Genomic DNA, 25,882 nt, shown 5'->3' with positions numbered 1-25,882 from the left:
AGAATACTAATGCCGAGTTTTCCAGTACTTACTCAATATATCGAACATATCCTGTTATTGTTCGGGAAATTCTCCAAGAAATCATGCAATAATGTCTTCGATATTTCCATATCGAGTCGAAATGCGTTTGTAGTCCATGGAGAATCGTAAAATGGCTGATTTACGCAAATTCATCAATCCGATGCTGCGCCCGCACGAGAAGATTGGTTTGTTCGTCTCGGGAGCCCGTCTCGGCAGTGGAAACACCCATGAGATCGAGCAGCTTCGCGCCAAGCTCAGCGGAGAGATATTCTTCTCCAAGATAGATATCGACATCGTCATGCCGGACACCAGCCCGTCAGGCGTCTGCAAGATGACGCTGAACGGCAAGTTGGAGGATTGCCCCTATGTCACGACGCCGGACAACAAGCTGAAGATCACGCGGAAGGACAAGACGGAGATCCTGATCCATATCGGCGACCGTGCCTACACGTTCGTCAACGTTACCGGCCGACCGACCGTGGGGATCTGGCCCGACCGCATCCGTGGCCTCGACGAACCTGCCGAGCCCGCGGAAATCACCGAAGGCGCAGACTGACCCCCGCCCCCCGGGGTTCGGGATCGCCCCCGGGGGCCTCCCCTCTCTCCCCTTGCCGCCTTGCCCGAAATCGGGGAAAAGCGCGCAGAAAAAGGTCAGCACTGCTGACGCGCATATTCCGGAGAGAGGCCCATGGATCCCACGCTCGATTTCAGCCTTGGCGAGACCGCCGACATGATCCGCGAGACGACGCAGCGCTTCGCGAAGGAGCGCATCGAGCCGCTCGCCGCGAAGATCGATGCCGAGGACTGGTTTCCCAAGGCCGAGCTCTGGCCGGCAATGGGCGAACTCGGCTTGCACGGCATCACCGTCGAGGAGGAATGGGGCGGCCTGGGCCTGGGCTATCTCGAGCATGTCGTCGCGCAGGAGGAAGTCGCCCGCGCATCGGCCTCGATCGGGCTCAGCTACGGCGCCCACTCGAACCTGTGCGTCAACCAGATCCGCCGCTGGGCCAATCCCGAGCAGAAGGCCAAATACCTTCCCAAGCTGATCTCGGGCGAGCATGTCGGATCGCTCGCCATGTCCGAGGCGGGCGCCGGCTCGGACGTCGTCTCGATGAAGCTGCGCGCCGAGAAGACCGATCGCGGCTATGTCCTCAACGGCACCAAGTTCTGGATCACCAACGCCGCCTATGCCGACACGCTGGTCGTCTATGCCAAGACGGGCGAAGGCTCGCGCGGCATCACCACCTTCCTGATCGAGAAGGACATGCCCGGCTTCTCGATCGGCCAGAAGATCGACAAGATGGGCATGCGCGGATCGCCCACCGCCGAGCTGGTGTTCGACGATTGCGAAGTCCCCGAAGAGCAGGTGATGGGCCCGCTCAACGGCGGCGTCGGCGTGCTGATGTCGGGCCTGGACTATGAGCGCACGGTGCTCGCCGGCATCCAGCTCGGCATCATGCAGGCCTGTCTCGACGTCGTGCTGCCCTATATCCGCGAGCGCCGGCAGTTCGGCCAGCCGATCGGCCATTTTCAGCTGATGCAGGCCAAGGTGGCGGACATGTATGTCGCGCTGAACTCGGCCCGCGCCTATGTCTATGCCGTGGCGAAGAGCTGCGACGCCGGCAAGACGACGCGCTTCGACGCGGCCGGCGCGATCCTGCTCGCCTCCGAGAATGCCGTGAAGGTGTCGCTCGAGGCGATCCAGGCGCTCGGCGGCGCCGGCTATACCAAGGACTGGCCGGTCGAGCGCTTCGCCCGCGACGCCAAGCTGCTCGACATCGGTGCCGGCACCAACGAGATCCGCCGCATGCTGATCGGGCGCGAGCTGATCGGCAACTAGGGTTGCTTCTCCCATCGGCGGGGAGGATGGGGAAACCCCTCGTCCTTCCCGCCCATTGAGCTGGAGCTACTCGAACAGCGCCAGCGGGATCGCCTCGCCCATCCTGGTTTCGCCCGCACCATTGGGGTGGAGATTGTCCCCGCCCTGCAGGGCGGGCGCCAGGCGCTTCGGATTGGCGGGATCGGCGACTGCCTTCTCCAGGTCGACCACGCCGTCGAAGGTGCCCGAGCCGCGCATCCAGTCGTTGATCGCCACGCGCAGCGCCTCGCCGTCGGGCGTGTGATAGCTGGCGCCTTCATAAGGCAGGATCGTCGCCGCGATCACCTTGATCCCATGCGCATGCGCCCGCGCGACGATCTGGCGATAGGCCGCCTTCAGGTCCTCCGGTGTCACCACCGGATTCTGCACGCCGCCCCGGTTCTTGCCCGAATTCCCGATGTCGTTGACGCCTTCGAGCAGCACGACATGGGAAACGCCGGGCAATGCGAGCACATCGCGATCGAAGCGGGCAAGCGCGGTCGGGCCCAGCCCTCCCTGCAGGATGCGATTACCGCCGATCGCCTGAGTCACCACCACATGCGGCATCCCCGCCGCAGCGATGCGCCGGCCGAGCACGTCGCCCCAGCGGCACGCCGGCACCGCATCGTTCGCGCAGCCGACATTGTCGGTGATCGAATCGCCATAGGCGACGACCACCGGGCGCTGCTTCGCACCGAGCACGTCGACCTCGGCAAGCAGCGGCCGCGGGTCCGACCGCCGGACCGCCTCGAATGCCTCGCCGCTACGGTCGCCCGGCGCAGAGATGTCCGTCGGCGCGCCGCGCGCCATATGGACTGTCTCGATCTCGACCTTCTCCGGCAGGTATAGCGAGACCTCGAGCTGCTCGAACGCCTCGACCGGCATCGCGATCGCGTCGCTCACCAGCGGCGCCCCGGCGGGCAGCCTGGCGTCGCCGCGCCCGTCGAACGTCACGCGCACCGGCGCCCTCCCGGCGAGGCGCACCGTCGCCGCGCCGATCCGCATCGCCTGACCATAGTCGTTCGCCAGCCGGATGCGGACCTTGCTCCCGCCCGCGCCGACGCGCACCTTCATGCGCAGCGTCGCATTCTCCACCGCCACGCGATCGTCGGGATCCGCCGCCCGCCACATGCTGGCGGTCCAGGCGGGCGTCCAGCCGTCCTGGACCGGGCGGGCATCGGCGGAAATGGCGGCAAACAGCAGCGGCGCGATCGCCGCTCCCAAGGGCATCCAGCGCATGGCATCTCCCATTTGGCTATCTGCCGCCAGACTATCCGATCAGTCCGATATCACCATATCTTCACGCGCTTCTCGGGTGCCAAATACAGCTTCTCGCCCGGCTGCACGTTGAACGCGGGATACCATGCGTCGAGATTGCGCACGGTGAACGCGCGCCAGCGGCCCGGCGCATGTCCGTCGGTCGCCACTTCGGCGCGCAACGCCTCCTGACGCTGCTTCTCGCGCCAGCTCTGGGCATAAGCGAGGAAGAAGCGCTGGTCGCCGGTCAGCCCGTTGATAACCGGCGCTTCCTTGCCCTTGAGCGAGGCGTGATACGCTTCATAGGCGGCAGTCAGGCCCGCGACGTCGGCGATGTTCTCGGCCAGCACCTGCTTGCCATTGAGGAACAGGCCGGGAAGCACTTCATAGGCGCTGTACTGCGCCGCCAGCGCCGCGCTCGCTTCCTGGAAATGCTTCAGGTCCTCGGGCGTCCACCAGTTGCGCAGCTTGCCGGCACTGTCGAAGCTCGAGCCGGTATTGTCGAAGCTGTGGCTGATCTCATGGCCGATCGTCGCGCCGATCGAGCCGTAATTGGCCGCCGCGTCCGATTTCGGATCATAGAAGGGTGCCTGGAGAATCGCGGCCGGGAAGTTGAGCGCATTCTGCAGCGGCAGGTTCACCGCGTTCACCGTCTGCGGCGTCATCCACCATTCGCCCTTGTCGGCCGGCTTGCCGATCTTGGCGAGCTGGTGCCGGGTCTCGGCCTTGTCGGCGCGCTGCAGGTTGCCGACCGGGTCGTCCGCCTTCACGTCAAGCGAGGCATAGTCGCGCCAGGCCTCCGGATAGCCGACGCCCACGCGCATCGTCTCGATCTTCTTGCGCGCCTCGGCCTTGGTCGCCTCGTCCATCCAGCTGAGACCGGCGACGCGCTTGTCGAACGCGGCCTTGATGTTCGCCACCATATTCTGGATGTCGGCCTTGGACGAAGCCGGGAAATAGTCCTTCACATAGAGCTGGCCGACCGCGTCGCCGAGGTTGTTGTTGACGCTGGCGATGGCGCGCTTGTCGCGCGGGCGCATCGCCTGCTGGCCGCGCAACTGCTTCGAGAAGAAGTCAAAGCTCGCCTGGTCGAACTTCGCCGGCAGCACCGCGGTGACCTGGTTGATCTGGTGGAAGGCCAGCCAGTCCTGCCAGGCCTCGATCGGCTCGCTCTCGACCAGCTTGGCGAGCTTCACCGTGCTGTCCGGGTGCCAGACGATGAATTCCTGCTGGCCGCCCAGCCCGGCGGCGTTCCAGAAGCCGTCCCAGTCGATCCCCGGTGCCTTGGCCGCGAAATCGGCCTTCTTCCACCAGTTGTCGGCCTTCTGCACGTCCTGGCTGGCGACGAGATCGGTGTGCGCGGCGGCGATCTTGGTCTCGAGGTCGAAGACCCGCGCGGCACGCGCCGCCGGATCGCTCATACCCGCCATGGTGAAGATCTTGAGCAGATACGCCTTGTAGCCCTCTCGCGCCTTGGCCATCGCCTCGGTCTTCGAGAGATAATAGTCGCGATCCTCCATCCCCAGGCCGCCCTGGAGCACATAGGGCACCGTCCGGTCGGGCTTGTCGAGCGCCTGGCTCACCCACAGGCCGAACAGATTCTCGGTGTGGAAATTGGTCGCGTTGAGCGGATCGACATCGGCGCGGACATTGCCGCCCAGCATCCCGGAGAGCGCCTTCTTGTCCTTGAGCGCGGCGATCGCGTCCAGCACGGGCTTGAGCGGCGCCAGCCCGCGCGCCTCGATCCCCGCGGTGTCGGTATAGGCCTTGTACCAGTCGGCGATCCGCCGCTGGTCGGTGCCGGCAGCGGCATCGGCCTTCAGCGCCGCGTCGATGATCGCCTTGTTGTTCGCCTCGGCCTTGTTGAACACGTCGAGGAACATGCCGGTGATGACGCGATCGGCCGGGATCTCGGTCTTCGCGCGCCAGCCGCCATTGGCATATTCCTCGAAATCGTCGCCCGGCTTCACCTGCTTGTCGAGCCCGACCAGGTCGACGCCGACGCCGGTGCCGGCCGCGGCCGTGGTCCCCGCGCCCGTGCCCGAAGGGGTGCAGGCGGTGGTCGCGAGCAAGGCCGCGACGAGGAGCGTGTAAGTCTTCAAGCCGACTCTCCTGTATTACTGTATGGCTGGGGTGCTACTCCTGCTCGCTGCTTTGCGCCAGCACCTTCCCATGCCCGCCCGGCCAGTGTAGGGAAGGGAAAACTAGGACAGGAAGGATGCCCTATCTATGAGCGCCCCGGTGCTCGATTCGAGGGTTGCGGCGGATAGCGCGGATTTCCGCGCCCGCGCCGCGCACAATCGCGCTTTGGCGGAGCGGCTTCGCGCCGATGTCGCCCGGGCGGCACTGGGCGGCAGCGAAGCCGCTCGCGAACGCCATGCCGGTCGCGGCAAGCTGCTCCCCCGCGAGCGCGTCGAGCATTTGCTCGACCCCGGCTCCCCCTTTCTCGAGATCGGCCAGCTCGCCGCCTGCGACATGTACGAGGGCGAGGTGCCCGGTGCCGGGCTGATCGCGGGGATCGGCCGAGTCTCCGGGCGCACCGTGATGATCGTCTGCAACGATGCGACGGTGAAGGGTGGCACCTATTATCCGATGACGGTGAAGAAGCATCTCCGCGCCCAGGAGATCGCCGAGCAGAACCGCCTGCCCTGCATCTACCTCGTCGATTCGGGCGGCGCCAACCTGCCTCACCAGGCCGAGGTCTTCCCCGATCGCGACCATTTCGGCCGCATCTTCTTCAACCAGGCCAACATGTCGGCCAAGGGCATTCCGCAGATCGCCTGCGTGATGGGCAGTTGCACCGCCGGCGGCGCCTATGTTCCCGCGATGAGCGACGAGACGGTGATCGTCCGCGCGCAGGGCACGATCTTCCTCGCCGGACCGCCGCTGGTGAAGGCTGCCACGGGCGAAGTCATTTCGGCCGAGGATCTCGGCGGCGGCGATCTCCATGCGCGCAAGTCGGGCGTGGTCGACCATCTCGCCGAGAATGACGAGCACGCGCTGACCATCGTCCGCGACATCGTCAGCCACCTGCCCGCCGATCGCACGCCCGACATCGCCCTGCTCGATCCCCGTGCACCCAGATATGACGCGGAAGAGCTGTACGGCATCGTCCCCGACGACGTCCGCGCGCCCTATGACGTGCACGAGGTGATCGCCCGCATTACCGACGGCAGCGAATTCCACGAGTTCAAGCCGCTCTACGGCACTTCGCTGGTCTGCGGCTTCGCGCATATCTGGGGCATGCCGGTGGGCATCATCGCCAATAACGGCGTGCTGTTTTCGGAAAGCGCGCAGAAGGGCGCGCATTTCATCGAGCTGGCCTGCCAGCGCCGCATCCCGCTGCTCTTCCTCCAGAATATCTCCGGCTTCATGGTCGGCGGTAAGTATGAGGCGGAAGGCATTGCGAAACATGGCGCGAAGCTGGTGACGGCGGTCGCCACCGCAACCGTGCCCAAGATCACGCTGCTGATCGGCGGCAGCTTCGGCGCCGGCAATTACGGCATGTGCGGCCGGGCCTATTCGCCCCGCTTCCTGTTCACCTGGCCCAACAGCCGCATCTCGGTGATGGGCGGCGAGCAGGCCGCCTCGGTGCTCGCCACCGTCCATCGCGACGCCGAGAAATGGACGCCTGAAGAGGCGGAGGCGTTCAAGGCCCCGATCCGCCAGCGCTACGAGGACGAGGGCAATCCCTGGCACGCCACTGCGCGCCTGTGGGACGACGGCATCATCGATCCGGCGCAGACCCGCGACGTGCTGGGCATCGCGCTCGCCGCGACGCTCAACGCGCAGATCCCGGAACGCCCGGCGTTCGGCGTGTTCCGGATGTGAGTTGTGCAATACTGAAATCGCTAACGGGGGGAGGCGAATTTGCAGCGAGACTATGCGCCCATCATGAACCTGGCACTCGAACTCGAGAATACCGATCCTGCCGATCACGCGCTGCGCGACGAGACTGAAGGCCGTTATCGGGCGGCGATCGACGGTTTCGTCGACCAGCTGGTCGCGGAACGCAGATCCGCCGATGCGGCGACGCGCGCGGTCAACGACGATCTGGACGAGATTTCCGCGCTCTCCGCTGCCGAGCTCCATTCGACCTACGACAAGATACGCTATGATCTGCTGAACCGGATCGAGGACGTGGCAGGCCCATCGCCCTGGCAGCGCGCTGCCCAGAAGCGCCTGGTGGGCCTTGGCGGCGTGGTGCTCGTCGTGCTTCTCGCCGCCGGCTATTTCGGCCTGCGCCAGTATAACCTGACTCCGGTGACGGCTCCGCTCGAAACTCGCGCCGGTCTGGAACAGCGGGCCAATGCCCTCGCCAAGGTGCTCCACTACGAGTCCTGGGCAAGCGGACGACGCGGCATGATCAAGAATATCCTGCTCTGGCCGTTCGAACCGCTCGCGGAAGAAGTCGCCGGTGCCCGCGAACTTTCCAGCGTCGCGCTCACCGGCGCAGCCAAGCTGATGGAGCGCGGCGAGGCGTGCGGCCTGCAGCTCGGCAGCGGGGATCAGGCACTGACGCCGCAGGAATATGGCGTGCTGAACAAGGTTTCCGATCATCTGCGCAACAAGGCATCGCAATGGCGTGACCCGCCTGTTTTGACCGTGCTCGATCCGATCCGGTCCGGCTATCCCTGCCCGGCATCCGCGGGGCAGGCCGGGCGTTGACATGAAACCTCCTCCTCTCCGCGATACGCGCGGGAGGAGCCTTGAAGGATCCGCTATGAAGCAGCTTCTCCTCGCCGCCCTCCTCACCCCGCTCCCGGCGCTGGCCCAGACCACGCCCGCGCCCAAGCTGCCCCCGGCCAACCCGCTACCCTATGAGGATGCCGAGGCCGCGGCGGTGATGACGCCGATCAACGCGATGTTCGCCGGCCTCGCCGCGCATGACGGCGCTGCGATCCTCGCCCAGACGCGAGCCGAGGGCGGCGCCACCGTCGCGATCGAGAAGCCCGACGGCAGCCGCGCGATCCGCCATCTGAGCTGGACCGAATTCGCCGCCGGCATCAAGCCGGGCCCGGAGAAGCTCGAGGAGCGCATCTCGATGCCGGCGATCGAAGTCGATGGCGACATCGCCATGGTCTGGGCGCCCTATGTCTTCCTGATCGACGGCAAGGCGCACCATTGCGGGATCAACCATTTCGACCTGGTCCGCGAGAACGCGTCGTGGAAGGTGCTCAACGTCACCTGGTCGCAGCGCGCCACCGGCTGCACCGCGCAATGAGCCGCGACACGCTCTTCCTGCTCGAGCATGAATTCGCCGATCCTGCCCTTGGCGGCAAGCGCGTCTTCTATTGCCGGGACTGCATGGTCGTCGAAGGGCTGCTGGCCACCTTCCCCGAGCGCGCCGCCAATATCGACGTGGTCCGCGTCCCCTGGCCGCGGCCGCGTGCCGCGGTGGTGGAGGCGATCGGGGAGGAAAACCAGAATCTGCCGGCCCTGATGTGGGAGGGCGGCTTCGCCAACGAGATCGAGGCGCTGCTCGCCGCCCTGGCCCAGCGGCACGGCTTTCCGGAGCGGCATCCGTGATTTCCGCTTTCAACCTAGGATTTCGCATGTACCCGTCGGCCCCCATGCAGCGCAATCTTCGCCTCGCCGCCGCCCAGCCTTCACGGCCGGCGCATCGGAGGGGAAGTCGGGGCCCCCGCAGCGTAAACTTCGTAAACTTCCGCGAGGCCGCCCGATGATCCAGTCCCTGCTCATCGCCAATCGCGGCGAGATCGCCTGCCGCATCATTCGCACCGCCCGCGACATGGGCATCCGCACCGTCGCGGTCTATTCGGACGCCGACGCGAAGGCGTTGCACGTCCGGGAAGCCGACGAGGCAGTGCATATCGGCCCCTCTCCGGCCCGCGACAGCTATCTGGTCGGCGAGAAGATCATCGCCGCCGCCAGGCAGACCGGCGCCGAGGCGATCCATCCCGGCTATGGCTTTCTCTCCGAGAATGCCGATTTCGCCGAGGCGGTGGTCGCCGCCGGCCTGACCTGGGTCGGCCCCCGGCCGGACAGCATCCGCGCCATGGGACTGAAGGATGCGGCCAAGGAACGGATGATCGCGGCCGGCGTGCCCGTCACCCCGGGCTATCTCGGCGAAAACCAGGACCCCGCGCATCTCCGGGCCGAGGCGGACAAGATCGGCTATCCCGTGCTGATCAAGGCCGTAGCCGGCGGCGGCGGCAAGGGCATGCGCCGCGTCGATGCGGCCGGCGACTTCGCCGACGCCCTCGCCTCCTGCCAGCGCGAGGCTGCCGCCTCCTTCGGCGATGACCGGGTGCTGATCGAGAAGTACATCCTCTCGCCGCGCCACATCGAAGTGCAGGTGTTCGGCGACACGCACGGCAATGTCGTCCACCTGTTCGAGCGCGACTGCTCGCTCCAGCGCCGCCACCAGAAGGTGATCGAGGAAGCCCCCGCGCCGGGCATGGACCCGGATACGCGCGCGGCGATCTGCGCCGCCGCCGTCCGCGCGGCCAGGGCGGTCGACTATGTCGGCGCCGGCACGATCGAGTTCATCGCCGACGCCTCGGAGGGCCTGCGCGCCGACCGCATCTGGTTCATGGAGATGAACACCCGTCTCCAGGTCGAACATCCGGTGACCGAGGAAATCACCGGTCAGGACCTGGTCGAGTGGCAGCTGCGCGTGGCTTCGGGCGAGAAGCTGCCGCTCCGGCAGGACGAGCTCTCCATCCAGGGCTGGGCGATGGAAGCGCGGCTCTATGCGGAGGATCCGGCCAAGGGCTTCCTGCCGAGCATCGGAGCGCTCGAGATATTCCGCCCGCACAGGGGCGTGCGGCTCGAGACCGGCGTCTATGAGGGCGCCGAGATCAGCCCCTTCTACGACCCGATGATCGCCAAGATCGTCGTGCACGAGGAGAGTCGCGACGCGGCTTGCGAGGCGCTCGCCCGCGCCTGCGCCGCCACCGACATCTATCCGGTCAAGACCAATGCGCCTTTCCTGTGGCGGGCGCTCGACGACGCGGATTTCCGTGCCGGCCGCATAGATACCGGCTTCATCGCGGCCCGGGGCGCCGCACTGCTGCCGCCCCCCGAGCCGACGGAGGACATGATCAGGCAGGCCGCGGCCGCGATCCTGGTCCAGGAATATTATGGCGAGCCGACCATGCTGGCCTTCTGGGACGGCGACCTGCTTTCCGCGCCGCAGCCAAATCCGCTGCGGGGCGCGCTCGGCTTCCGCCTCAATGCTCCGGCAAACCGCAAGGTGGCGGTGAATGTAGAGGGCAAGCTCCACCATGCCGAGTTGCCCGTCGACTGGCGCAGCGCCGAAGTCGTCGGCGAGCCGGTCTCCGGCGGCGTGGCGATCAACGACGACGGATTGTCGTTCCTGGCGTCGCTCCCCCGCGCTGCGGTGTCGGCGGCCGGCGCCGCTTCCGACGGTGCGATCCTGGCGCCAATGCCCGGCCGGGTGACCGCCGTGGAGGTAGCGGCGGGCGACGCGGTCACCAAGGGCCAGCGGCTCGTCACGCTCGAGGCGATGAAGATGGAACATGGCCTCACCGCGCCGTTCGACGGCATTGTCGGCGAATTGCCGGTGGCGCAGGGCAGCCAGGTGAGCGAAGGCACGCTGCTGGTAAAGGTCGAGAAGACGGAAGGCTGACGATGGCGGGCAGGTATTTCGACGAGTGGCAGATCGGCGACGTCGTCGTCCACGAACTGCGCCGGACGGTGACGGAGACGGACAACCTCCTCTTCTCCACGATGACGCACAACACCCAGCCGCTTCACCTCGATGCCGAGGCGGCGCGGGCGAGCGAGTTCGGCCAGATTCTCGTCAACGGCACCTTCACCTTCAGCCTGATGGTGGGGATCACCGTGGGCGACACCACTGCGGGTACGCTGGTCGCGAACCTTGGCTATGACGCGCTGCGCATGCCGAAGCCCGTCTTCATCGGCGACACGTTGCGGGCGGAAAGCGAAGTGACCGAAGTCCGCGCCAGCAAGTCGCGCCCCGGCCAGGGCATCGTCACCTGGCAGCATCGCATGCGCAACCAGCGCGACGAGATCGTCTGCGAGTGCCTGCGCTCCGCCTTGCTCAAGAGCCGGCCGGCGACGTGAAGGATCATGCCGACATCGTCGTGATCGGCGGCGGTGCGGCGGGTATCGGTGCGCTTCGCACGCTCGCCGACGCCGGCAAGGACGTGCTGTTGCTCGAGGCGCAGGACCGGCTCGGCGGTCGCGCCCATACGGTGCACGTCGCCGGCTTGCCGATCGACCTGGGCGCGGGCTGGCTTCATTCCGCCCCCCGGAACCCCTGGGTCGCGATCGCGGAGGCGCGCGGCTTCGCGGTCTATCGCGCACCTCCGCTCTGGGACGAGCAATGGCGCGAACTTGGCCTCTCGAGAGCCGAGCAGGCCGAATTGTGGGAAGTGTTCGACGCATGCATGGCGGCGATGCGCACGCCCCCGCCGAGCGATCGCGCCTCGGACCTGTTGTCGCCGGACGGCGCATGGAACGCGGCGCTCGATGCGCTCTCCGGCTTCATCAACGGCGCGCCGATGCGCGAGATGTCGGTCACCGACTGGCATGCCTATGACGAAGCCTCGATCGACATGGATTGGCGCATCGAGCAAGGCTATGGGGCGCTGGTCGCTTCGCATGCCGCGGGGCTGCCGGTGGCGCTGGCGACGCCGGCGAGCGGGATCGACAGCTCGGCCAAGCGGCTCCGCATTGCCACGCCCCGGGGCACGATCATCGCCGATGCCGCGATCGTAACTGTCTCCACCAACGTGCTCGCAAGCGGCGCCCTGCGCGTGCCGGGCCATGATGCGATCTTCCACGCCGCCTCCCAGCTGCCGCTCGGCCTTGCCGACAAGCTGTTCTTCACGCTGGAGGGCGGCGAGGAGATTGACGACAATGCCCATCTGGTCGGCAATCCCCGCAGCGCATGCACCGGCAGCTACACGCTTCGGCCCTTTGGCCGCCCGATCGTCGAGTGCATGCTCGGCGGCGAAGGGGCGCGAGCAATGGAAAGGGAAGGGCTGAACGGCGCCGCGGAATTCGCGATCGGCGAGCTGTGCCACCTGCTCGGCAGCGCCTGGCGCGGGAAGCTGCGCTTCGTCGCCGGTTCGGCCTGGGCGCGCGAGACGCACGTCCTCGGCAGCTACAGCCATGCCGTGCCCGGCCGGCACGGCGCGCGCGCGTTGCTGCGCACCCCGGTGGACCCGCGCATCCGCTTCGCCGGCGAGGCCTGTTCCGACGGCGAATTCTCCACCGTCCACGGCGCCTATAACAGCGGCGTCGCGGCGGCGCGGGCGCTGCTGGCCTAGGCGGCGGCCTTGTTCGCGGGCTCGGGGTTGGAGAATTCCATCTCCTGGTCGATCCCGCCGAACTTGAGCGCCATCACGTCGCGGGCGTAATTCTGGTTGAGCCGCCATGGCTTGCGCGTGCCCTGGCGCGGCAGCCTGTCCGCCGCGCGCTGGACATAGCCGGAAGTGAAGTCGAGGAACGGCACTTCCTCGACCGGCGCGGCCAGGCGGGGCGTCACTTGCCGCACGCGGCGCTTGCGCATCGCGTTGAGCAGGCGGGTGACGTAATTGGCGGTCAGGTCGCTCTTCAGCGTCCAGCTGGCATTGGTATAGCCAAAGGAGATCGCGAAATTGGGCACGTCGGAGAACATCATGCCCTTGTAGGTCATCGCCCTGGCAGGCTCGAAGGCCTTGCCGTCCACGCTGATCGGCATGCCGCTGAACAGCTGGATCTCGAGACCGGTCGCAGTGACGATCAGGTCTGTCTCCAGCGTCTTCCCCGAGCCGAGCGCCAACCCGGTCTCGGTGAACCGCTCGATCGTGTCGGTCACCACTTCGGCCTTGCCCTCGCGCAGCGCGGCGAACAGATCGGCATCGGGCACCAGGCAGACGCGCTGGTCCCACGGATTGTAGCGGGGGGTGAAATGGGTGGCGACGTCATAGTCCGGCCCCAGCTCGTCGCGCGCCATCTGGACGATCCGCTCGCGAGTCTTTTCCGGGTTCTTGCGGGCGAGGCGGAAGAAGAATTGCTGGAGCAGCACATTCTTCCAGCGCGTGAGGCCATAGGCGGTCATCGACGGCATCCAGCCGCGCATCCAGTTGGCAAGCCTGTCCTGCGAAGGCCGCGAGACGATATAGGTCGGCGAGCGTTGGAGCATGACGACATGGCTTGCCTGCTTCGCCAGTTCCGGCACCAGCGTCACTGCCGTCGCGCCGCTGCCGATCACCACGACCCGCTTGTCCTTGTAGTCGATATCGTCGGTCCAGAATTGCGGATGGACGATGCGGCCCTTGAAGTCGGCCGTCCCGGCGAAGTCGGGGGTGTGGCCGCGCGCGTAATTATAATAGCCGGTGCACAGGAACAGGAATGCGCAGGTGAAGGTCACCGCTTCCCCGCCCCGCTCGGCAGTGACGGTCCACAGCGCTTCCTCCGTCGACCAGCTCGCGCCCGTCACCCGCGTCGAATAGCGGATATGCTCGTCGATCCCATAGTCGCGCGCCGCTTCCTCCAGATAGTTGAGGATCGACGGACCGTCGGCGATCGCCTTGCTCGCCGTCCAGGGGCGGAAGGAGAAGCCGAGCGTGAACATGTCCGAGTCCGAACGGATGCCCGGATAGCGGAACAGGTCCCAGGTGCCGCCCAGCCGCTCGCGGCCTTCGAGCACCACATAGCTGCGGTCCGGGCTGTTCGCCTGGAGATGATATGCCGCGCCCACGCCGGAGATGCCGGCTCCCACGATCACTACGTCGAAATGCTCGGCCACGCGCCTCTCCCGCCGATCTGTTTACACCACTGTAAGCAGGGAAATCGACAGGCTCAATAATCCCGGGAATATTTCAGGCTGACGCTCGATCCGCCGAAGGAGCCCGCCTGGGAAAGCAGGCTCAGCGTGCGGCTGAGCGATATTTCGAGCTGCGTGGCGGTGAAGCCCCGCGCATCGGTGATGATCTCCACATAGATGTCGTTGGTCAGATATTTGCCGGCCGCCAGCGCCGTGCCGCGGCCGGTCGCGTCATCGGCGCCCAGGATGCGCAGCCGGTCGATGCCCGTGGCCGATTTGAGCTGACCGAGCGGATTGAGCCCGCCACCGGTGCCGCTCAGCGACTGGAGCGCGGCGGCAAGCTGGATCGCTTCGGTGGCGGAGAGGTTGGTCACGTTGGTGCCGAAGAACAGGCGCGAAAGCACTTCCTCCTGCGGCAGCGCCGGCGTCGAGCTGAACGCGATCTGCGGCTGCTGCGCGGTGCCCGAGACGGTGAGGATCGCAGTGATTCCCTCCGCGCTGGTATTCGCCTGGATGTCCACCGACGGATTGGTGAGCGCCGAGCCCTGGAAGCGGATCGTGCCGCGCGAGATGTCGAAGCGGCGGCTGGCGAAGCTATAGGTGCCGCGCACGATCTCCATCGTGCCGCGGATGTCGGGCGCCAGCGTGGTGCCGCGCACCGTCACCTGGGTGCGCCATTCCGATTCCAGGCCCATGCCGGTGACGAACAGCCGGTTGTCGGCATCGATGCGCAGGTTGAGATCGAAATCGCCGAACGAACGGCGGATCACGGGCGCCGGCCCCTGATCCTCGCCGGTCGCGCTCTTGCGGCGCACACCGGTGAGTTCGGGCACTTCGGCGGCGCCCTGGCGGATGATCTGGTAATGCGCCTCCGGGATCGTCAGCCGTCCCTCGATCCGGGAGACTTCCGGATTCTTGGTGATGCTGATCTTGCCCGTCGCGGTCGCGCCCAGCGCGTCGCTGCGGGCCAGGCGGGCATTGTTGAGGTCCGCGGTGATCGCGATCGGATAGCCGTTCGCCGAGGACAGGCTTACCCTGCCTTGCGCCGACACCGTGCCGTCCCCTGCCTTGGCGGTGAGCGAATTGAGGATGAACGCGTCGTTCGAGAAGGTGCCGTCCACTTGCATCGCGGTGAGCCGGGTGCCGAAATTCTCGTTCTCGTAATGGAGATTGGTCGCACGAACCACGCCGGTCAGCCTGGGCTCCTCGACCTTGCCGGAGAAATCCGCCGCGATGCCGATCGGCCCGTCGAGCTGCTGGCCGGAGAGGCCCGCCAGCGAAAAGGGCACCGCCGCCGGCCCATTGTAGCGGATGCCGCCCGAAAGCGGTGCGGCGAGCATGCGTTCGGTCCAGGGCCCCGCCTCCGGACCGAGCGGGCTCAGCGTCGCCACCACGCGGCCGATCGTGGCGTTGCCGCGGCGGATCAGCGCACGCGCATCGCCGCCATCGGGCAGCAGCTTGCCGACGAAGCTCACGCGCACCGGCGTCGAGACGCTGGCCAGGCCGGCGCGCGTGAAATCGGCGATCTCGAGCCGGGCATCGGCACTGGGGAAGGCCTCAAAGGAAGTCTGGGCGAAATCGAGGCTGCCCGTCGCGGTGCCGCCGATGCCGAGATCGGGCACGAAGGCGTTGACCACTGCCAGGTCGAGGCTGTCGAGCCGCGCCTGCAGCACCATGCCCTTGCCATAGCTGCCTGCCACCCGCGCGCTGCCCTTGTCGAAATCGACCTTGGTCGGCAGCAGGTGGTAGACGCCCTCGCGGATCGCAACATGCGCCGGCTGGGCCGTGCGGAACTGCACGCCGCTGCCCTGCCCCTGCACCGCCACCAGCCACGCATCGGGCGCGAGCCGGGCATTGGCGGCGATCTGGAAGGGCACGCCGGTGGAACCATTGGCGAAGACCTGCGCCGTCCCGTTGCCGCCGGCATAGGCGATCTTGGCCCGGGCAGTCTTGAGCACGAAATTGCCCTGGCGCAGGTTCGCGACCTGCACGTCGCCATGGATCTCGGGCGTGTCGGCCAGGACGACGCTGCCGTCGATCAGCGCACGGCCGATGGTGAGCCCGGCGGCACCCGGTATCTTCGCATTGGCGGCGGTCGCCTTCACATCGGCGCGCTGCAGCTTCCCTTGCGCCGAGAGCGTCGCCCGTCCCGTCACGCCCGATCCGTTGAACGCCAGCTCGCCGGCGAACGGTCCGTCCGCCGTCTGCTCGACCTTGCCGGTAACGTCCATCCCAGCGAAACGGCCCGAATTGACATCGATCGCGAGGCGGTTGCCGGTCCGCACCAGGACATCGGCATCGAACGGCCCGTAATCGGTATTGCCGTTCGCCACCACCGCCCAGGCATCGCCACGCCCGCGGACGCGCGCCTCGAGGTCGACCAGCCCGATGCCCAAGCCGGGCCTGGGTGCCTTGAGCAACATGATCGGCGCGTTCAGCGTGCCCGTCACCCGCGCGGTGAGCGGGCCATATCGATCGGAAACCGCATCGGCGTCGATCAGGATCGGGCCGGCCGGATCATAGCGCCCCGCTCCGCGCAGGACACGGAATTGCGGCGCCTTCATCTTCACGTCGCTGATGCTGATCACCCCCTTGGGATCGAGCACCAGGCGCGCCGAAGCGACGGCATTGCCCCCCAGGAACGCGCGCGCACCGTCGCTGAAGATCTTCCGCGACTGGCCGGCAATGTGTCCGCGAATGCCCCAGCCGCCGCCGGGTGCGGCGAACAGCTCGGCATCGGTCCTGAGGTCGACGACGCCGACGCCGTCGATCCGATAGTCGTTCACTCGGCCCTTGAGCGCACCGGTATAGCGTCCGCGGCCGATATCGGCGGCGACGATCGCCGTCGCGTCGATCTTGTCCGAGCGGATGCGGAGATTGTCGGAAAGCAGCTGCTGGCCCGAAATCGCAAGGTCGCCGTCGACGACAAGGTTGGTGACCAGTCCCCCGGCCGCCGCGTTGAGACCGGAAACCCGTGCCGCCCGGGCTCTGACGGGCACCAGGATGCGCTTCGCATCCACCCGTGCCCGACCCTCGGCATAGAGGTTCTCGGCAACCGTCTCGCCGAAGCCGAGCGCGCCCGCGGCGAGCTTGTAATCCACCACCGGCCGATCGAACGCCCCGTCCAGTGCCAGCGAGGCGCGCACCGAGCGACCGACCAGATCGGGCGCGATCGCCCCGGCCTTGAGCAGGATCGCATCGACCTTCAGGTCGTGGAACCGATTATGGCCGAAATCGACCTTGCCCGCCGCCTCCACCGACAGCGCGGCGGAGCGCAGCTTGACCGATCCGTCCGCGGCGCGGTCCGCCCATTTCGCGTCGAGGTCGAAATCGAGCTGCGGCGCTGCCAGCCGCGCGACCGGCCCCTTCATCCACAGCCCGGGGTGCAGCGGCCCGCGCAGCTGGAAGCGGCCATTGGTCGCGATCAGGTCGAGATCGGCGAGCGCGGCACCGCCCAGCGTGCCCCGGGCCTTGCCCTGCCAGCGGGCCCAATCCCCCTTGCCCGCCACCGCGAAGCCGAGCGGCGCCTCCAGCCCGGCCAGTCCGGCGACCAGCCCCTTGGCCGGCGCGTCGAGCTTCACGTCGATGTCCAGCCGGTTCTTCCCGGGCGTCGCGTCGAGCCTGAGGGCCAGCCGGTCGCCCCCGGGCACGCCGCGCGCGGCGACCGTGCCGCCATCGAGCAGGATCTGCACGCGTCCGTCCGCGAGATGCGCGTTGCCGGCCAGCCGGCCGAGATAACGGGCGCGACCGTCCACTTCCCTGGCGATGTCGATCCGGGCGACGTCGAGTCTGCCCACATCGATGTTGAGATCGGGCAGCAGCGGCGCATTGGGATCGCCCGAGGGCTTAAGCGCCGGCAGGCGCAGCAGCTTCACTTCGGGGCTGGCGAGGCTGCGCACGTCCACGCGATTGCCCAGATAGGCAAGGGGCCGCCAATCCATCCGGATCTCGCGCGAGGCGGCGAATACGCCCCTGGTGTCGCGCACCTGCACATTCCGCAGGACCATCGCGCCGTAGAGCGATCCGTCGATCCGGCCGATGCGGAAATTGAGGCCCGATTCCAGCGTGATCCCGGCGATCTGGTCGGCGACGAAGCGGCGGCCCGCCTGGGTGTCGAGCCCCAGCACCAGCGCGCCGATCGCCAGCACGAGGCCGGCCAGCGCGATCCCCGTCCATTTCGCCACCCGCTGCCACAAGGGCCGGCCGACAGCCGCGGCGTCGGCCTCGCCAACGGGCTCGGGCGCAGGCGTATCTTCCGCCATCAGAACGCCTGCCCGATCGAGATGTAGAGCGAGACCTTGGATTCGCCCGGCTTGCGGTTGATCGGCGTCGCCACGTCGACGCGGATCGGGCCGAAATTGGTGTAGAGCCGGCCGCCGATGCCCGCGCCGAAGCGGATGTTCTTGCCCGTGGGGTAGATGCCCTCATAGACTTGGCCGGCATCGATGAAGGGCACGATGCCGTAATTGCCGAAGCGATAGCGCGCCTCGATCGCGAATTCGTTGAAGCTGCGCCCGCCCACCGGCTTGCCGTCGGGGGAACGGGGCCCGAGCTCCTGGTAGCCGAAGCCGCGCACCGATCCGCCGCCGCCCGAATAATAGCGCCGCGACGGCGGCAGGTCGTCGCGCGCGATGCCCATGATCGATCCGACGCGCGCGCGCCCCGCGATCACGATGCTGTCGGATACCGGCTGATAATAGGTGCCCTCGAGCATGAAGCGCGCATAGGGCCGCGCCGCGCCGCGCACCGACGTTTCCGGGCTGGCATTGGCCTTGATCCGGAAGCCGCGTGTGGGATTCAGCAGATTGTCCGAGCTGTCATAGCCCAGGAACAGCGGCGCCGCCGCGATCAGCCAGGTGCCGCGATCGCGCCGGTTGCTGTTGTAGTTCCAGCGATCCTCGTTCGCGCCGACCAGTTCGGCACCGTAGAAATAGGTCCAGCGCTTCTGCCAGATCGGCGTCGAGTCGCGCGAGAAGCGGAACGAGAGCGTGCCGGTATAGCTCTCATACGCGTCATAGTCCTGGTGGTTGAGCGCCGCGGCGATCTGGAAGGTCTTGTCGCGCTGCCCGGCGTTCGAGCGCCGGAAAGTGGTGGTAAGCCCCTGTTCCTGCGTGCCGAGCACGCCCGCGACGATCAGCGCCCCTTCGGGCGGGAACAGGTTGCGGTGCGTCCAGCTGCCGGTGAGCCGGATGCCCTGGCCGGTGGAATAGCCCAGCTCGGCCGCCAATGTGCGCGGGCGGCCGGGATTCTGGCGGACGAGCAAATCGACCACCTCGGTGTCGTCCGGCCCCGCCTGGCCCGTACGCACGGGCTCGACCGAGACGGTCGAGAACAGGCTGGTGGCGATCATCGCCTCGCGCAGATCGTCGACGGCGCGGATGTCGTAGAGCGCGCCCGGCTTGTAGCGGCGCAGCACCCGGATGTGATCCGCGTCGAATGCCGGCTGGCGCACGCGGCGCCGGCGCTCCTGTCGCCGCTCGCTGCGGCTCGCCCGCTCGCCCCGTCGCGCGCCGGAATCGCCCCCGACCTCGGTACGGATATCGCCGAACACCGCGCGCGGCCCCAGTTCGATCGGCAGCGTATAGTCGCCGACATGGGTTTCCCCATCGAGCAGAATGTCGCGCTGGCCGACCTTGACGAAGGGATAGCCCTGTTGCGGCAGCCGCAGCGCTACATTCGCTTCGGCACCCTGGACGCGCTCGGCCTCGATCGGATCGCCGGGATTGAGATTGAGTTCGTCGAGCAGGAGCCCCGGCGGCACGGTGGGGTCGCTCGCCACCTTCACATCGCCCAGGCGATAGAGCGGCCCGGCCGTTGCGCTGATCGTCGCGCGGACCGTGCCCGGGGTCTGCGGGTTCTGGTCGACGGTCGAGATCGCGGTGGCGTCGTAATAGCCGCGCGACTGCAGCAGGCGGATCGCGAGGCGCTCGTCTTCCCGCGCGCGCGCTGCGACCATCGCGGTGTTCGCCGCCCGCCCACCGCCATTCTTCAGTGCGGAGAGATCCTCGAACAGCCCCGCGAGGCCGACGGCGGAAAGCCCTTCCTCATGCGTGGTGTAGCGGATCGTCAGCGACTTCTTGTCGGCAACCTTGTCTTCCACCGGCGGCTCGACCTTGAACTCGGAAAGCGGCGGTAGCGGGCGGGCGAATTCGGGATCCTCGGCAGGTGCGGCCGCGAAACTCTCCTCGGCGTGTTCCCGCACCTGCTGCACGGCCTGTCCCTGGGTGGCCGGGGCCGGCCCGGGCGTGGGCGAACCGGTGGGCGACGGCATCGCCTCCAGCGGGGCGTTGATGTCGCCCTCGATCTTCGGCATCGCGGCTTCGAACTGGGCATCGGGAACGATCGGACTCTCGTCGACGGGCGGCATGCGCACCGTGCCGTCCTGTGCAGGCGCCGGCGCCGCGGAAGGCGCAGGCGCGGGGCCGGACGGCGGCGCGCCCTGCCCCGGCTTGGGGTCTGAAATCTGGGCATGCGCAAACCCCGGCACGCATGCCGTGCCGGCGAGCGCCGCCAGCCAAATCCGCTTCACCCCTCTACGCAACTGGCTCCCTTTCGAGCCGCATTCCTAGACCGGCCCTCTCGCGAGCGTAACGACCCAAATGCGCTTTGGGTCCGCACTTTTACGAAAGCCCAGGAATTTCAGCGTGCTATCGCCTTCGCTTCGGCACGAAACCTGTGGAGAAGTGGTTCGGTATAGCCATTTGGCTGCCCCAGCCCCTCGAAGATCAGCGCCCGCGCCGCCTGGAAGGCAAGGCTCGTCGCTTCGTTGCCCGCCATCGGCCGGTAGCGCGGATCCGCGGCATTCTGCGCATCGACCTTCGCCGCCATCCGCCGAAGCGCAGCGTCGATGTCGTCGGCACGCGCCACGCCGTGGAGCAGCCAATTGGCCATGTGCTGCGAGGAGATGCGCAAGGTGGCGCGATCCTCCATCAGGCCGATGTCATGAATGTCCGGCACCTTGGAACAGCCGACACCCTGGTCGATCCAGCGCACGACATAGCCGAGAATGCCCTGGGCATTGTTGTCGAGCTCGCGCGCGACTTCCTCGCTCGACCAGTTGCGCCCCGGTGCCAGCGGCACCGTGAGCAACGGCGCCAGGCCGGGGATCGCCTCGCCGGCAATCTCGCGCTGGCGGGCAAAGACGTCGACCTGATGATAATGGAGCGCGTGCAGCGTCGCGGCGGTCGGGCTCGGCACCCAGGCGGTGTTCGCGCCGCTCATCGGATGCGCGATCTTCTGGGCGAGCATGTCCGCCATCCGGTCCGGCGCCGCCCACATGCCCTTGCCGATCTGCGCCTTGCCCGAGAGGCCGCAGGCCAGGCCGATGCGGACGTTGCGGTCCTCATAGGCACCGATCCACTCGGCCCCCTTCATCTCGCCCTTGGGCACCATCGGCCCGGCGCGCATGCCGGTATGGATCTCGTCGCCGGTGCGATCGAGGAAGCCGGTGTTGATGAACACGATCCGATCGCGCACGGCATGGATGCAGGCGGCGAGATTGGCCGAGGTCCGCCGCTCCTCGTCCATCACGCCCACCTTGATCGTGTGGCGCGGCAGCACGAGCAGATCCTCGACCGCATCGAACAGCCGGTCGGTGAAGCCGCATTCCTCGGGCCCGTGCATCTTGGGCTTCACGATATAGACCGAGCCGGTCCGACTGTTGCGGTACCGGCCCAGCCCGCGCAGGTCGTAGAGCGCGATGGTGCTCGTCAGGATCGCGTCGAGCACGCCCTCCGGCGCCTCGCCGCCACTTGGCAGGCGCACCGCCGGCGTGGTCATCAGATGCCCGACATTGCGGACGAACAGCAGCGCGCGGCCCGGCAGCGCGCCGCGATCCGGGGCGAGCCGCCGGGTGAGCGCCGTTCCGCCCTTGTCGAAACGCTCCTCCAGGTCGCCCCGCATCAGCCCCAGCCAATTGGCATAGGCCGCGACCTTGTCCTCGGCATCGACCGCCGCGATCGAGTCTTCCAGGTCGACGATCGTTGTCAGCGCCGCCTCGAGCACCACATCGGCGATCCCGGCCGGATCGCCGCGCCCGATCGGATGCGCACGATCCACGACCACTTCGATGTGCAGCCCGTGGTGCCGGAACAGCCAGGGCCCGACCTGTTGGGCCGGATCGGCGAGCACGGGCGCTTCCGCCAGCGTGGTCCAGCTCCCGCTCGCCAGCGGCACTGCCGCATCGAGGAATGCCTTGGCACGGGCAATCACCTGCGCCCCGCGCTCCGGATCATAGCCGCCCGGCCTGGCCGCTCCGGGCAACGCATCGGTGCCGTAGAGCGCGTCGTACAGGCTGCCCCAGCGCGCATTGGCGGCGTTGAGCACGAAGCGCGCGTTGAGCGCGGGCACCACCAGCTGCGGCCCGGCCATGCGGGCGATCTCGGCGTCGACGTTGCGCGTACCGATCTCGAACGGCGCAGGCGGATCGACCAGATAGCCGATCTCGCGCAGGAACGCCGCGTCCCCCGCGCGCGCCGGCGCGGCGTCGATCGCCGCCTGCAGCGCGTCCCGCTTCGCCAGCAGCGCGCGATTCTCGGGCGCGAACCGTGCGAATATCTCCGCCACGCCCGCCCACCAGCCGGCCGCCTCGATGTCGAGCCCCGGCAGCACACGCTCCTCGACGAAGCGCGCGAGCGGCTCGGCGACGAACAGGCCGGAACGAATGACGGTCATGAAAAATCCTCCTGCGGCACGGTTCTGCGTTCGCCTGGGGAGGGCATCTCCGCTTAGGCGATAGCCGGGCCCGGGATCAAGGCCTGTCCTCGAGCGCTTCCACCGCGGCTTCGATCCGGTCCAGCATCTGCCTGAGCTGCAACCGCTCCTCACGCGTGAAATCGGCAAAGACCCGCCGCTCCAGCTCGATCGCCTTGGGCGCGACTTCCTCGTACAATTCCCAGCCCGCCTTGCTGAGCGTCAGCAGGTGCGAGCGCTGGTCGCCCGGATTGCTCGCCCGGCTGATCAGCCCCCGCTCGGACAGCGCGATCGCGGCACGGCTGACCGTCACCTTGTCCATGCGCGTGCGGCCGCACAGCGCCTGCTGGCTCATCGCCCCGCCCTCGGCGAGAATGGTAACCAGGCGCCATTCCGGAATCTTCAGGCCGAACAGCGCGCGATAGGCGCTCGCCACCGCATCCGACACCGCGTTCGAGGCGATCGACAGGCGATAGGGCAGAAAATCGTCGAGTTTCAGGGCCGTCATTCCATTACCCTGCGCAGCAATTCCGGCGCACGCAACTGACAACGTTGGACAGTTGCAATTTCTGCAATGATATCGTTATCATTTCGCACTTGCGATATTTCCCGCTGCGATGCACAAAGATCGGGCCTTTCAGGCATCCTCTCCTAAGACTTTCACGGCCGTCCTTCGGGGCGGCCTTTTTTTTTGCGCGCGATCCGGGCGCTGGCAAGTATCGGCTTTCCCCGCCCAGGACCGGGGGCCAAGGGCCTTCTAATTTGGTCGGCTCAGCGTCCAGGAAGCAGTGAAGTCGGGATCGATCACGCGATCGTCCGCATCCTTCAGCTCGTAGATGCCGGGACCGGCGGGCTCGAACGCGTCAAGCTGGGGCGGCAGCCTGACGATCTCGCCGCGCCGCCTTCCCTCGAGCCGCAGGGTGATCCCTTCGGCAGGGTCGACTTCCATCACCGTGCCGAAGAATTGCTCCCGCCGCTCACCCGCGGCTTCACGGTGCGTGAGCCCGACAAGCACGGTCGCGCCTTCGAGGCGTGCGGCAATGGCGTGATCCCAGTCTTCATCTTCCCCGCTCACCTTCTCCCAGTGCTTGTCAGCCACCGCTCACCCCTTCATCTGGCGCGCGATCGCGGCGCGGGTCTTCCTGCCATAGGGCGGCTTGAGCCCGGCCAGCCCCGCCACGTCGAGCCCGGGCTGGCTGTACACCGCCTTTGCATGGCTGAACGTCCGGAAGCCGATCTCGCCATGATAGGCGCCCATGCCCGATGGGCCGATGCCGCCGAACGGCAGCTCTTCCTGGCTGACATGGAAGATCACGTCGTTCACCGTCACGCCACCGGAGATCGTCCGGTCGAGCAACTGGCGCCGCTCGGTCCGGTCGCTTCCGAAATAATAGAGCGCGAGCGGCCGGTCGCGCCGGTTCACTTCGCCGATCGCGTCCTCGATGCGGGCATAGCTGCGCACCGGCAGCACCGGCCCGAAGATCTCCTCCTGCATCACGATCATGTCGTCGGTCGGGTTGCGGATGATGTGCAGCGGCAGCTTGCGGGCATTGGCGCCGGCGAAATCCTCGTGCGCCGGGTTCACCGGGATCACCTCGGCTCCCTTGGCCCGGGCATCGTCGATCCAGCCGGTGAGGCGCTGATAATGCCGGTCGTTGATCACTGCGGTATAGTCCGGGTTCGACAGCAAGGTGGGATACATGCGCGAGGCTGCCGCGACGAGGCCCTCCACCACCGCGGCTTCCTTCTCCTCGGGCACCAGCATGTAATCGGGCGCGAGGCAGATCTGCCCCGCATTGAGCATCTTGCCCAGCGCCACGCGCTCGGCCGCCTGCGCGATGTCCGCCGAGCGCCCCACCACGACGGGCGACTTGCCGCCCAGCTCCAGCGTCACCGGCGTGAGGTTGTCGGCGGCGGCATGCAGGATGTGCCGCGCGATGCCGGTCGCGCCGGTGAACAGCAGATGGTCGAACGGCATTTCGGCGAACGCCTTGCCCGCCTCCGGCCCGCCCGCGACGAAGGCCAGCTCCGCGGGATCGAAATAGCGCCCCGCCAGCTCCGCCATCAACGCCGAGACCATCGGCGTATATTCGCTGGTCTTCACCATCGCGCGATTGCCCGCCGCGAAGACGCCGGCGAGCGGGCTCATCACCAGCTGCACCGGAAAGTTCCACGGCGCGATGATCCCCACCACCCCCTTGGGCTGATATTCGATGCGCCCGCGCCCGCCCAGCAGCCCCAGCGGGAACAGCACCGGCCTGCGCGCGGGCTTCGACCAGTGGGCCACCCGCTTCAATGCATGCTTCAATGGCCCTACCGACGCGGCGATGTCGGTGATCATCGACTGGTCCCGGCTGCGATGGCCGAAATCCTCGCTCAGGGCATCGCACAACTGCCCGGCATTGTCCGAGATCATCGCGACTGCGCGCCTCAGTCGGTCGCGGCGCGCGTCGAGCGATACCGGCAGCTCGGCCATGAAGGCTGTGCGCTGGGCGTCGAGCAGGTCGCGCATGCTCATCGCGCGATCTCGTAGACCAGGACCAGCCGCGCCGTGGTCGTGATCGCCTGCGGAGCGATCTCCACCGCCACCGGCGCGTCCATGGTGACGTTCCTCCGCGAGCCGGTTGCGGCAATTCTCTGCAACTGCTCGCCTATGACATAGCCGCCATTCGGATCGCTCACCCGCACCAGCCGGCCAAGCTTCGCGCCCGACGCAGCCGCGATCGCCAGCGCCTGCTCCTGTCCATTCGCCACCGCGGCCGCCATCGCGCGCTGCTGCGCCGCGCGCGGATCGGCGGTACGGAACCTCGAAAGGCGCACCTCGCTGGCGCCCGCCCTGCTCGCCAGCCCCGAAAGCGTGCCCGCGAGCGCGACGGGGCTGACGTCGACCGATGCCTCCATCGTCGCGACATAGCCCAGGACCGCGCATGCGCCGGTGGAAAGGCGCGGCGTGTCCTCGTCCTGGCTCGCGCCGCGGCAGTCGCGCCCGCGCACCTCATGGATCTCGACATCTCCGGTCTCGAGGCGGAACTTGGCCTCGGCCAGCGCGCCCATGTCGCGAGCCACCGCTTCCTTGCGCGCAACCAGGGCGCGCAGCGCATCATCCGATCCCTTGCCCTCGCCGCGCAGCTTGAAGGAGATATGGGCGATGGTCGGCGCTTCCTCCACCGTGCCGACGCCAAGCACCTGGATCGTCGCGTCGTCCGACTTGTCCTGCGCCATCGCCCCATTCGCCGCGAGCACGCCCAGAAGCACGCCCAGCATCATGTTCCGCATCGCCCTCTCCTCGC

At 67.5% G+C, this 25,882-nt stretch carries 19 protein-coding genes; 9 read left to right on the top strand and 10 right to left on the bottom strand.

The genetic code is table 11. From position 1 onward, the window contains the following. Positions 1-151: 151 nt before the first annotated feature. Both BGP17_RS02815 and BGP17_RS02810 read left to right on the top strand, forming a co-directional pair. A complete protein-coding gene (locus BGP17_RS02815; RefSeq protein WP_286710941.1) occupies positions 152-577 on the top strand; it encodes a hypothetical protein in 426 nt (141 codons plus the stop codon). A 132-nt stretch (positions 578-709) separates the two neighbouring features. Beyond that, a complete protein-coding gene (locus tag BGP17_RS02810; RefSeq protein ID WP_286710940.1) occupies positions 710-1,861 on the top strand; it encodes an isovaleryl-CoA dehydrogenase in 1,152 nt (383 codons plus the stop codon). A 66-nt stretch (positions 1,862-1,927) separates the two neighbouring features. Here BGP17_RS02810 and BGP17_RS02805 read toward each other — a convergent pair whose 3' ends face one another. Beyond that, entirely contained in the window at positions 1,928-3,118 is a 1,191-nt protein-coding gene (locus BGP17_RS02805) for an SGNH/GDSL hydrolase family protein (protein WP_286710939.1), read from the bottom strand. A 50-nt stretch (positions 3,119-3,168) separates the two neighbouring features. After that, positions 3,169-5,238, bottom strand: a complete 2,070-nt coding sequence (locus BGP17_RS02800) for a M13 family metallopeptidase (RefSeq protein ID WP_167299136.1) — start codon at positions 5,236-5,238, stop codon at positions 3,169-3,171. A gap of 127 nt (positions 5,239-5,365) precedes the next feature. On the opposite strand from BGP17_RS02800, the gene BGP17_RS02795 reads away from it, so the two are divergent. The 7 genes from BGP17_RS02795 to BGP17_RS02765 all read left to right on the top strand — a co-directional run bounded on the left by BGP17_RS02795 (position 5,366) and on the right by BGP17_RS02765 (position 12,420). Then, positions 5,366-6,967, top strand: coding sequence for a carboxyl transferase domain-containing protein (locus BGP17_RS02795; protein ID WP_286710938.1), 1,602 nt, complete (start codon positions 5,366-5,368; stop codon positions 6,965-6,967). Between the two features lie 63 nt (positions 6,968-7,030). Next, positions 7,031-7,804 carry a hypothetical protein gene (locus BGP17_RS02790; protein ID WP_286710937.1) on the top strand — a complete coding sequence of 258 codons (774 nt, stop codon included), beginning with the start codon at positions 7,031-7,033 and terminating at the stop codon, positions 7,802-7,804. Positions 7,805-7,859: 55 nt separating this feature from the next. Further along, positions 7,860-8,360 (top strand): nuclear transport factor 2 family protein, encoded by a 501-nt coding sequence (locus BGP17_RS02785; protein ID WP_286710936.1) that lies wholly within the window; start codon positions 7,860-7,862, stop codon positions 8,358-8,360. Further along, positions 8,357-8,665, top strand: a complete 309-nt coding sequence (locus tag BGP17_RS02780; protein ID WP_286710935.1) for a DUF3088 family protein — start codon at positions 8,357-8,359, stop codon at positions 8,663-8,665. Before BGP17_RS02785 ends, BGP17_RS02780 begins: the two co-directional genes overlap by 4 nt. 154 nt (positions 8,666-8,819) lie before the next feature. Next, positions 8,820-10,751: an acetyl/propionyl/methylcrotonyl-CoA carboxylase subunit alpha gene (locus BGP17_RS02775; protein ID WP_286710934.1), complete on the top strand. Its 1,932-nt coding sequence runs from the start codon at positions 8,820-8,822 to the stop codon at positions 10,749-10,751. A 2-nt stretch (positions 10,752-10,753) separates the two neighbouring features. Further along, positions 10,754-11,209 carry a MaoC family dehydratase gene (locus BGP17_RS02770; RefSeq protein WP_286710933.1) on the top strand — a complete coding sequence of 152 codons (456 nt, stop codon included), beginning with the start codon at positions 10,754-10,756 and terminating at the stop codon, positions 11,207-11,209. Continuing rightward, a complete protein-coding gene (locus tag BGP17_RS02765) occupies positions 11,167-12,420 on the top strand; it encodes a flavin monoamine oxidase family protein (RefSeq protein WP_286710932.1) in 1,254 nt (417 codons plus the stop codon). Before BGP17_RS02770 ends, BGP17_RS02765 begins: the two co-directional genes overlap by 43 nt. Here BGP17_RS02765 and BGP17_RS02760 read toward each other — a convergent pair. From BGP17_RS02760 to BGP17_RS02725, 8 genes are all read right to left on the bottom strand, one after another. Further along, positions 12,417-13,883: a flavin-containing monooxygenase gene (locus BGP17_RS02760; RefSeq protein WP_286710931.1), complete on the bottom strand. Its 1,467-nt coding sequence runs from the start codon at positions 13,881-13,883 to the stop codon at positions 12,417-12,419. The two genes, BGP17_RS02765 and BGP17_RS02760, sit on opposite strands and share 4 nt — an antisense overlap. Positions 13,884-13,936: 53 nt before the next feature. Then, complete coding sequence (locus BGP17_RS02755) at positions 13,937-18,163, bottom strand: translocation/assembly module TamB domain-containing protein (RefSeq protein WP_286710930.1); 4,227 nt, start codon at positions 18,161-18,163, stop codon at positions 13,937-13,939. Next, positions 18,163-20,430, bottom strand: a complete 2,268-nt coding sequence (locus tag BGP17_RS02750) for an autotransporter assembly complex protein TamA (RefSeq protein ID WP_286710929.1) — start codon at positions 20,428-20,430, stop codon at positions 18,163-18,165. Before BGP17_RS02750 ends, BGP17_RS02755 begins: the two co-directional genes overlap by 1 nt. A 110-nt stretch (positions 20,431-20,540) precedes the next feature. Beyond that, a complete protein-coding gene (locus BGP17_RS02745) occupies positions 20,541-22,574 on the bottom strand; it encodes a malate synthase G (protein ID WP_286710928.1) in 2,034 nt (677 codons plus the stop codon). Between the two features lie 76 nt (positions 22,575-22,650). Then, positions 22,651-23,100: a MarR family winged helix-turn-helix transcriptional regulator gene (locus BGP17_RS02740; protein WP_167299147.1), complete on the bottom strand. Its 450-nt coding sequence runs from the start codon at positions 23,098-23,100 to the stop codon at positions 22,651-22,653. A gap of 249 nt (positions 23,101-23,349) precedes the next feature. Then, complete coding sequence (locus BGP17_RS02735) at positions 23,350-23,691, bottom strand: hypothetical protein (RefSeq protein ID WP_286710927.1); 342 nt, start codon at positions 23,689-23,691, stop codon at positions 23,350-23,352. Between the two features lie 3 nt (positions 23,692-23,694). Beyond that, positions 23,695-25,110: a coniferyl aldehyde dehydrogenase gene (locus BGP17_RS02730; RefSeq protein WP_167299149.1), complete on the bottom strand. Its 1,416-nt coding sequence runs from the start codon at positions 25,108-25,110 to the stop codon at positions 23,695-23,697. Next, positions 25,107-25,868, bottom strand: a complete 762-nt coding sequence (locus tag BGP17_RS02725) for an SIMPL domain-containing protein (protein WP_286710926.1) — start codon at positions 25,866-25,868, stop codon at positions 25,107-25,109. Before BGP17_RS02725 ends, BGP17_RS02730 begins: the two co-directional genes overlap by 4 nt. Positions 25,869-25,882: the final 14 nt, after the last annotated feature.

Source organism: Sphingomonas sp. 67-41 (assembly GCF_001899725.1).
GTDB lineage: Bacteria > Pseudomonadota > Alphaproteobacteria > Sphingomonadales > Sphingomonadaceae > Sphingomonas > Sphingomonas leidyi.
The sequence above is the reverse complement of the archived record's forward strand: the minus strand, read 5'-3'. Positions and strand labels throughout refer to the sequence as shown.

What these genes read in the sequence shown, in the direction of transcription:
- BGP17_RS02785 (WP_286710936.1), top strand. Translation starts at nt 7,860, where the DNA reads ATGAAGCAGCTTCTCCTCGCCGCCCTCCTCACCCCGCTCCCGGCGCTG.
- BGP17_RS02795 (WP_286710938.1), top strand. Translation starts at nt 5,366, where the DNA reads ATGAGCGCCCCGGTGCTCGATTCGAGGGTTGCGGCGGATAGCGCGGAT.
- BGP17_RS02790 (WP_286710937.1), top strand. Translation starts at nt 7,031, where the DNA reads ATGAACCTGGCACTCGAACTCGAGAATACCGATCCTGCCGATCACGCG.
- BGP17_RS02730 (WP_167299149.1), bottom strand. Translation starts at nt 25,110, where the DNA reads ATGAGCATGCGCGACCTGCTCGACGCCCAGCGCACAGCCTTCATGGCC.
- BGP17_RS02725 (WP_286710926.1), bottom strand. Translation starts at nt 25,868, where the DNA reads ATGCGGAACATGATGCTGGGCGTGCTTCTGGGCGTGCTCGCGGCGAAT.
- BGP17_RS02770 (WP_286710933.1), top strand. Translation starts at nt 10,754, where the DNA reads ATGGCGGGCAGGTATTTCGACGAGTGGCAGATCGGCGACGTCGTCGTC.
- BGP17_RS02755 (WP_286710930.1), bottom strand. Translation starts at nt 18,163, where the DNA reads ATGGCGGAAGATACGCCTGCGCCCGAGCCCGTTGGCGAGGCCGACGCC.
- BGP17_RS02775 (WP_286710934.1), top strand. Translation starts at nt 8,820, where the DNA reads ATGATCCAGTCCCTGCTCATCGCCAATCGCGGCGAGATCGCCTGCCGC.
- BGP17_RS02805 (WP_286710939.1), bottom strand. Translation starts at nt 3,118, where the DNA reads ATGCGCTGGATGCCCTTGGGAGCGGCGATCGCGCCGCTGCTGTTTGCC.
- BGP17_RS02740 (WP_167299147.1), bottom strand. Translation starts at nt 23,100, where the DNA reads ATGACGGCCCTGAAACTCGACGATTTTCTGCCCTATCGCCTGTCGATC.
- BGP17_RS02810 (WP_286710940.1), top strand. Translation starts at nt 710, where the DNA reads ATGGATCCCACGCTCGATTTCAGCCTTGGCGAGACCGCCGACATGATC.
- BGP17_RS02815 (WP_286710941.1), top strand. Translation starts at nt 152, where the DNA reads ATGGCTGATTTACGCAAATTCATCAATCCGATGCTGCGCCCGCACGAG.
- BGP17_RS02745 (WP_286710928.1), bottom strand. Translation starts at nt 22,574, where the DNA reads ATGACCGTCATTCGTTCCGGCCTGTTCGTCGCCGAGCCGCTCGCGCGC.
- BGP17_RS02780 (WP_286710935.1), top strand. Translation starts at nt 8,357, where the DNA reads ATGAGCCGCGACACGCTCTTCCTGCTCGAGCATGAATTCGCCGATCCT.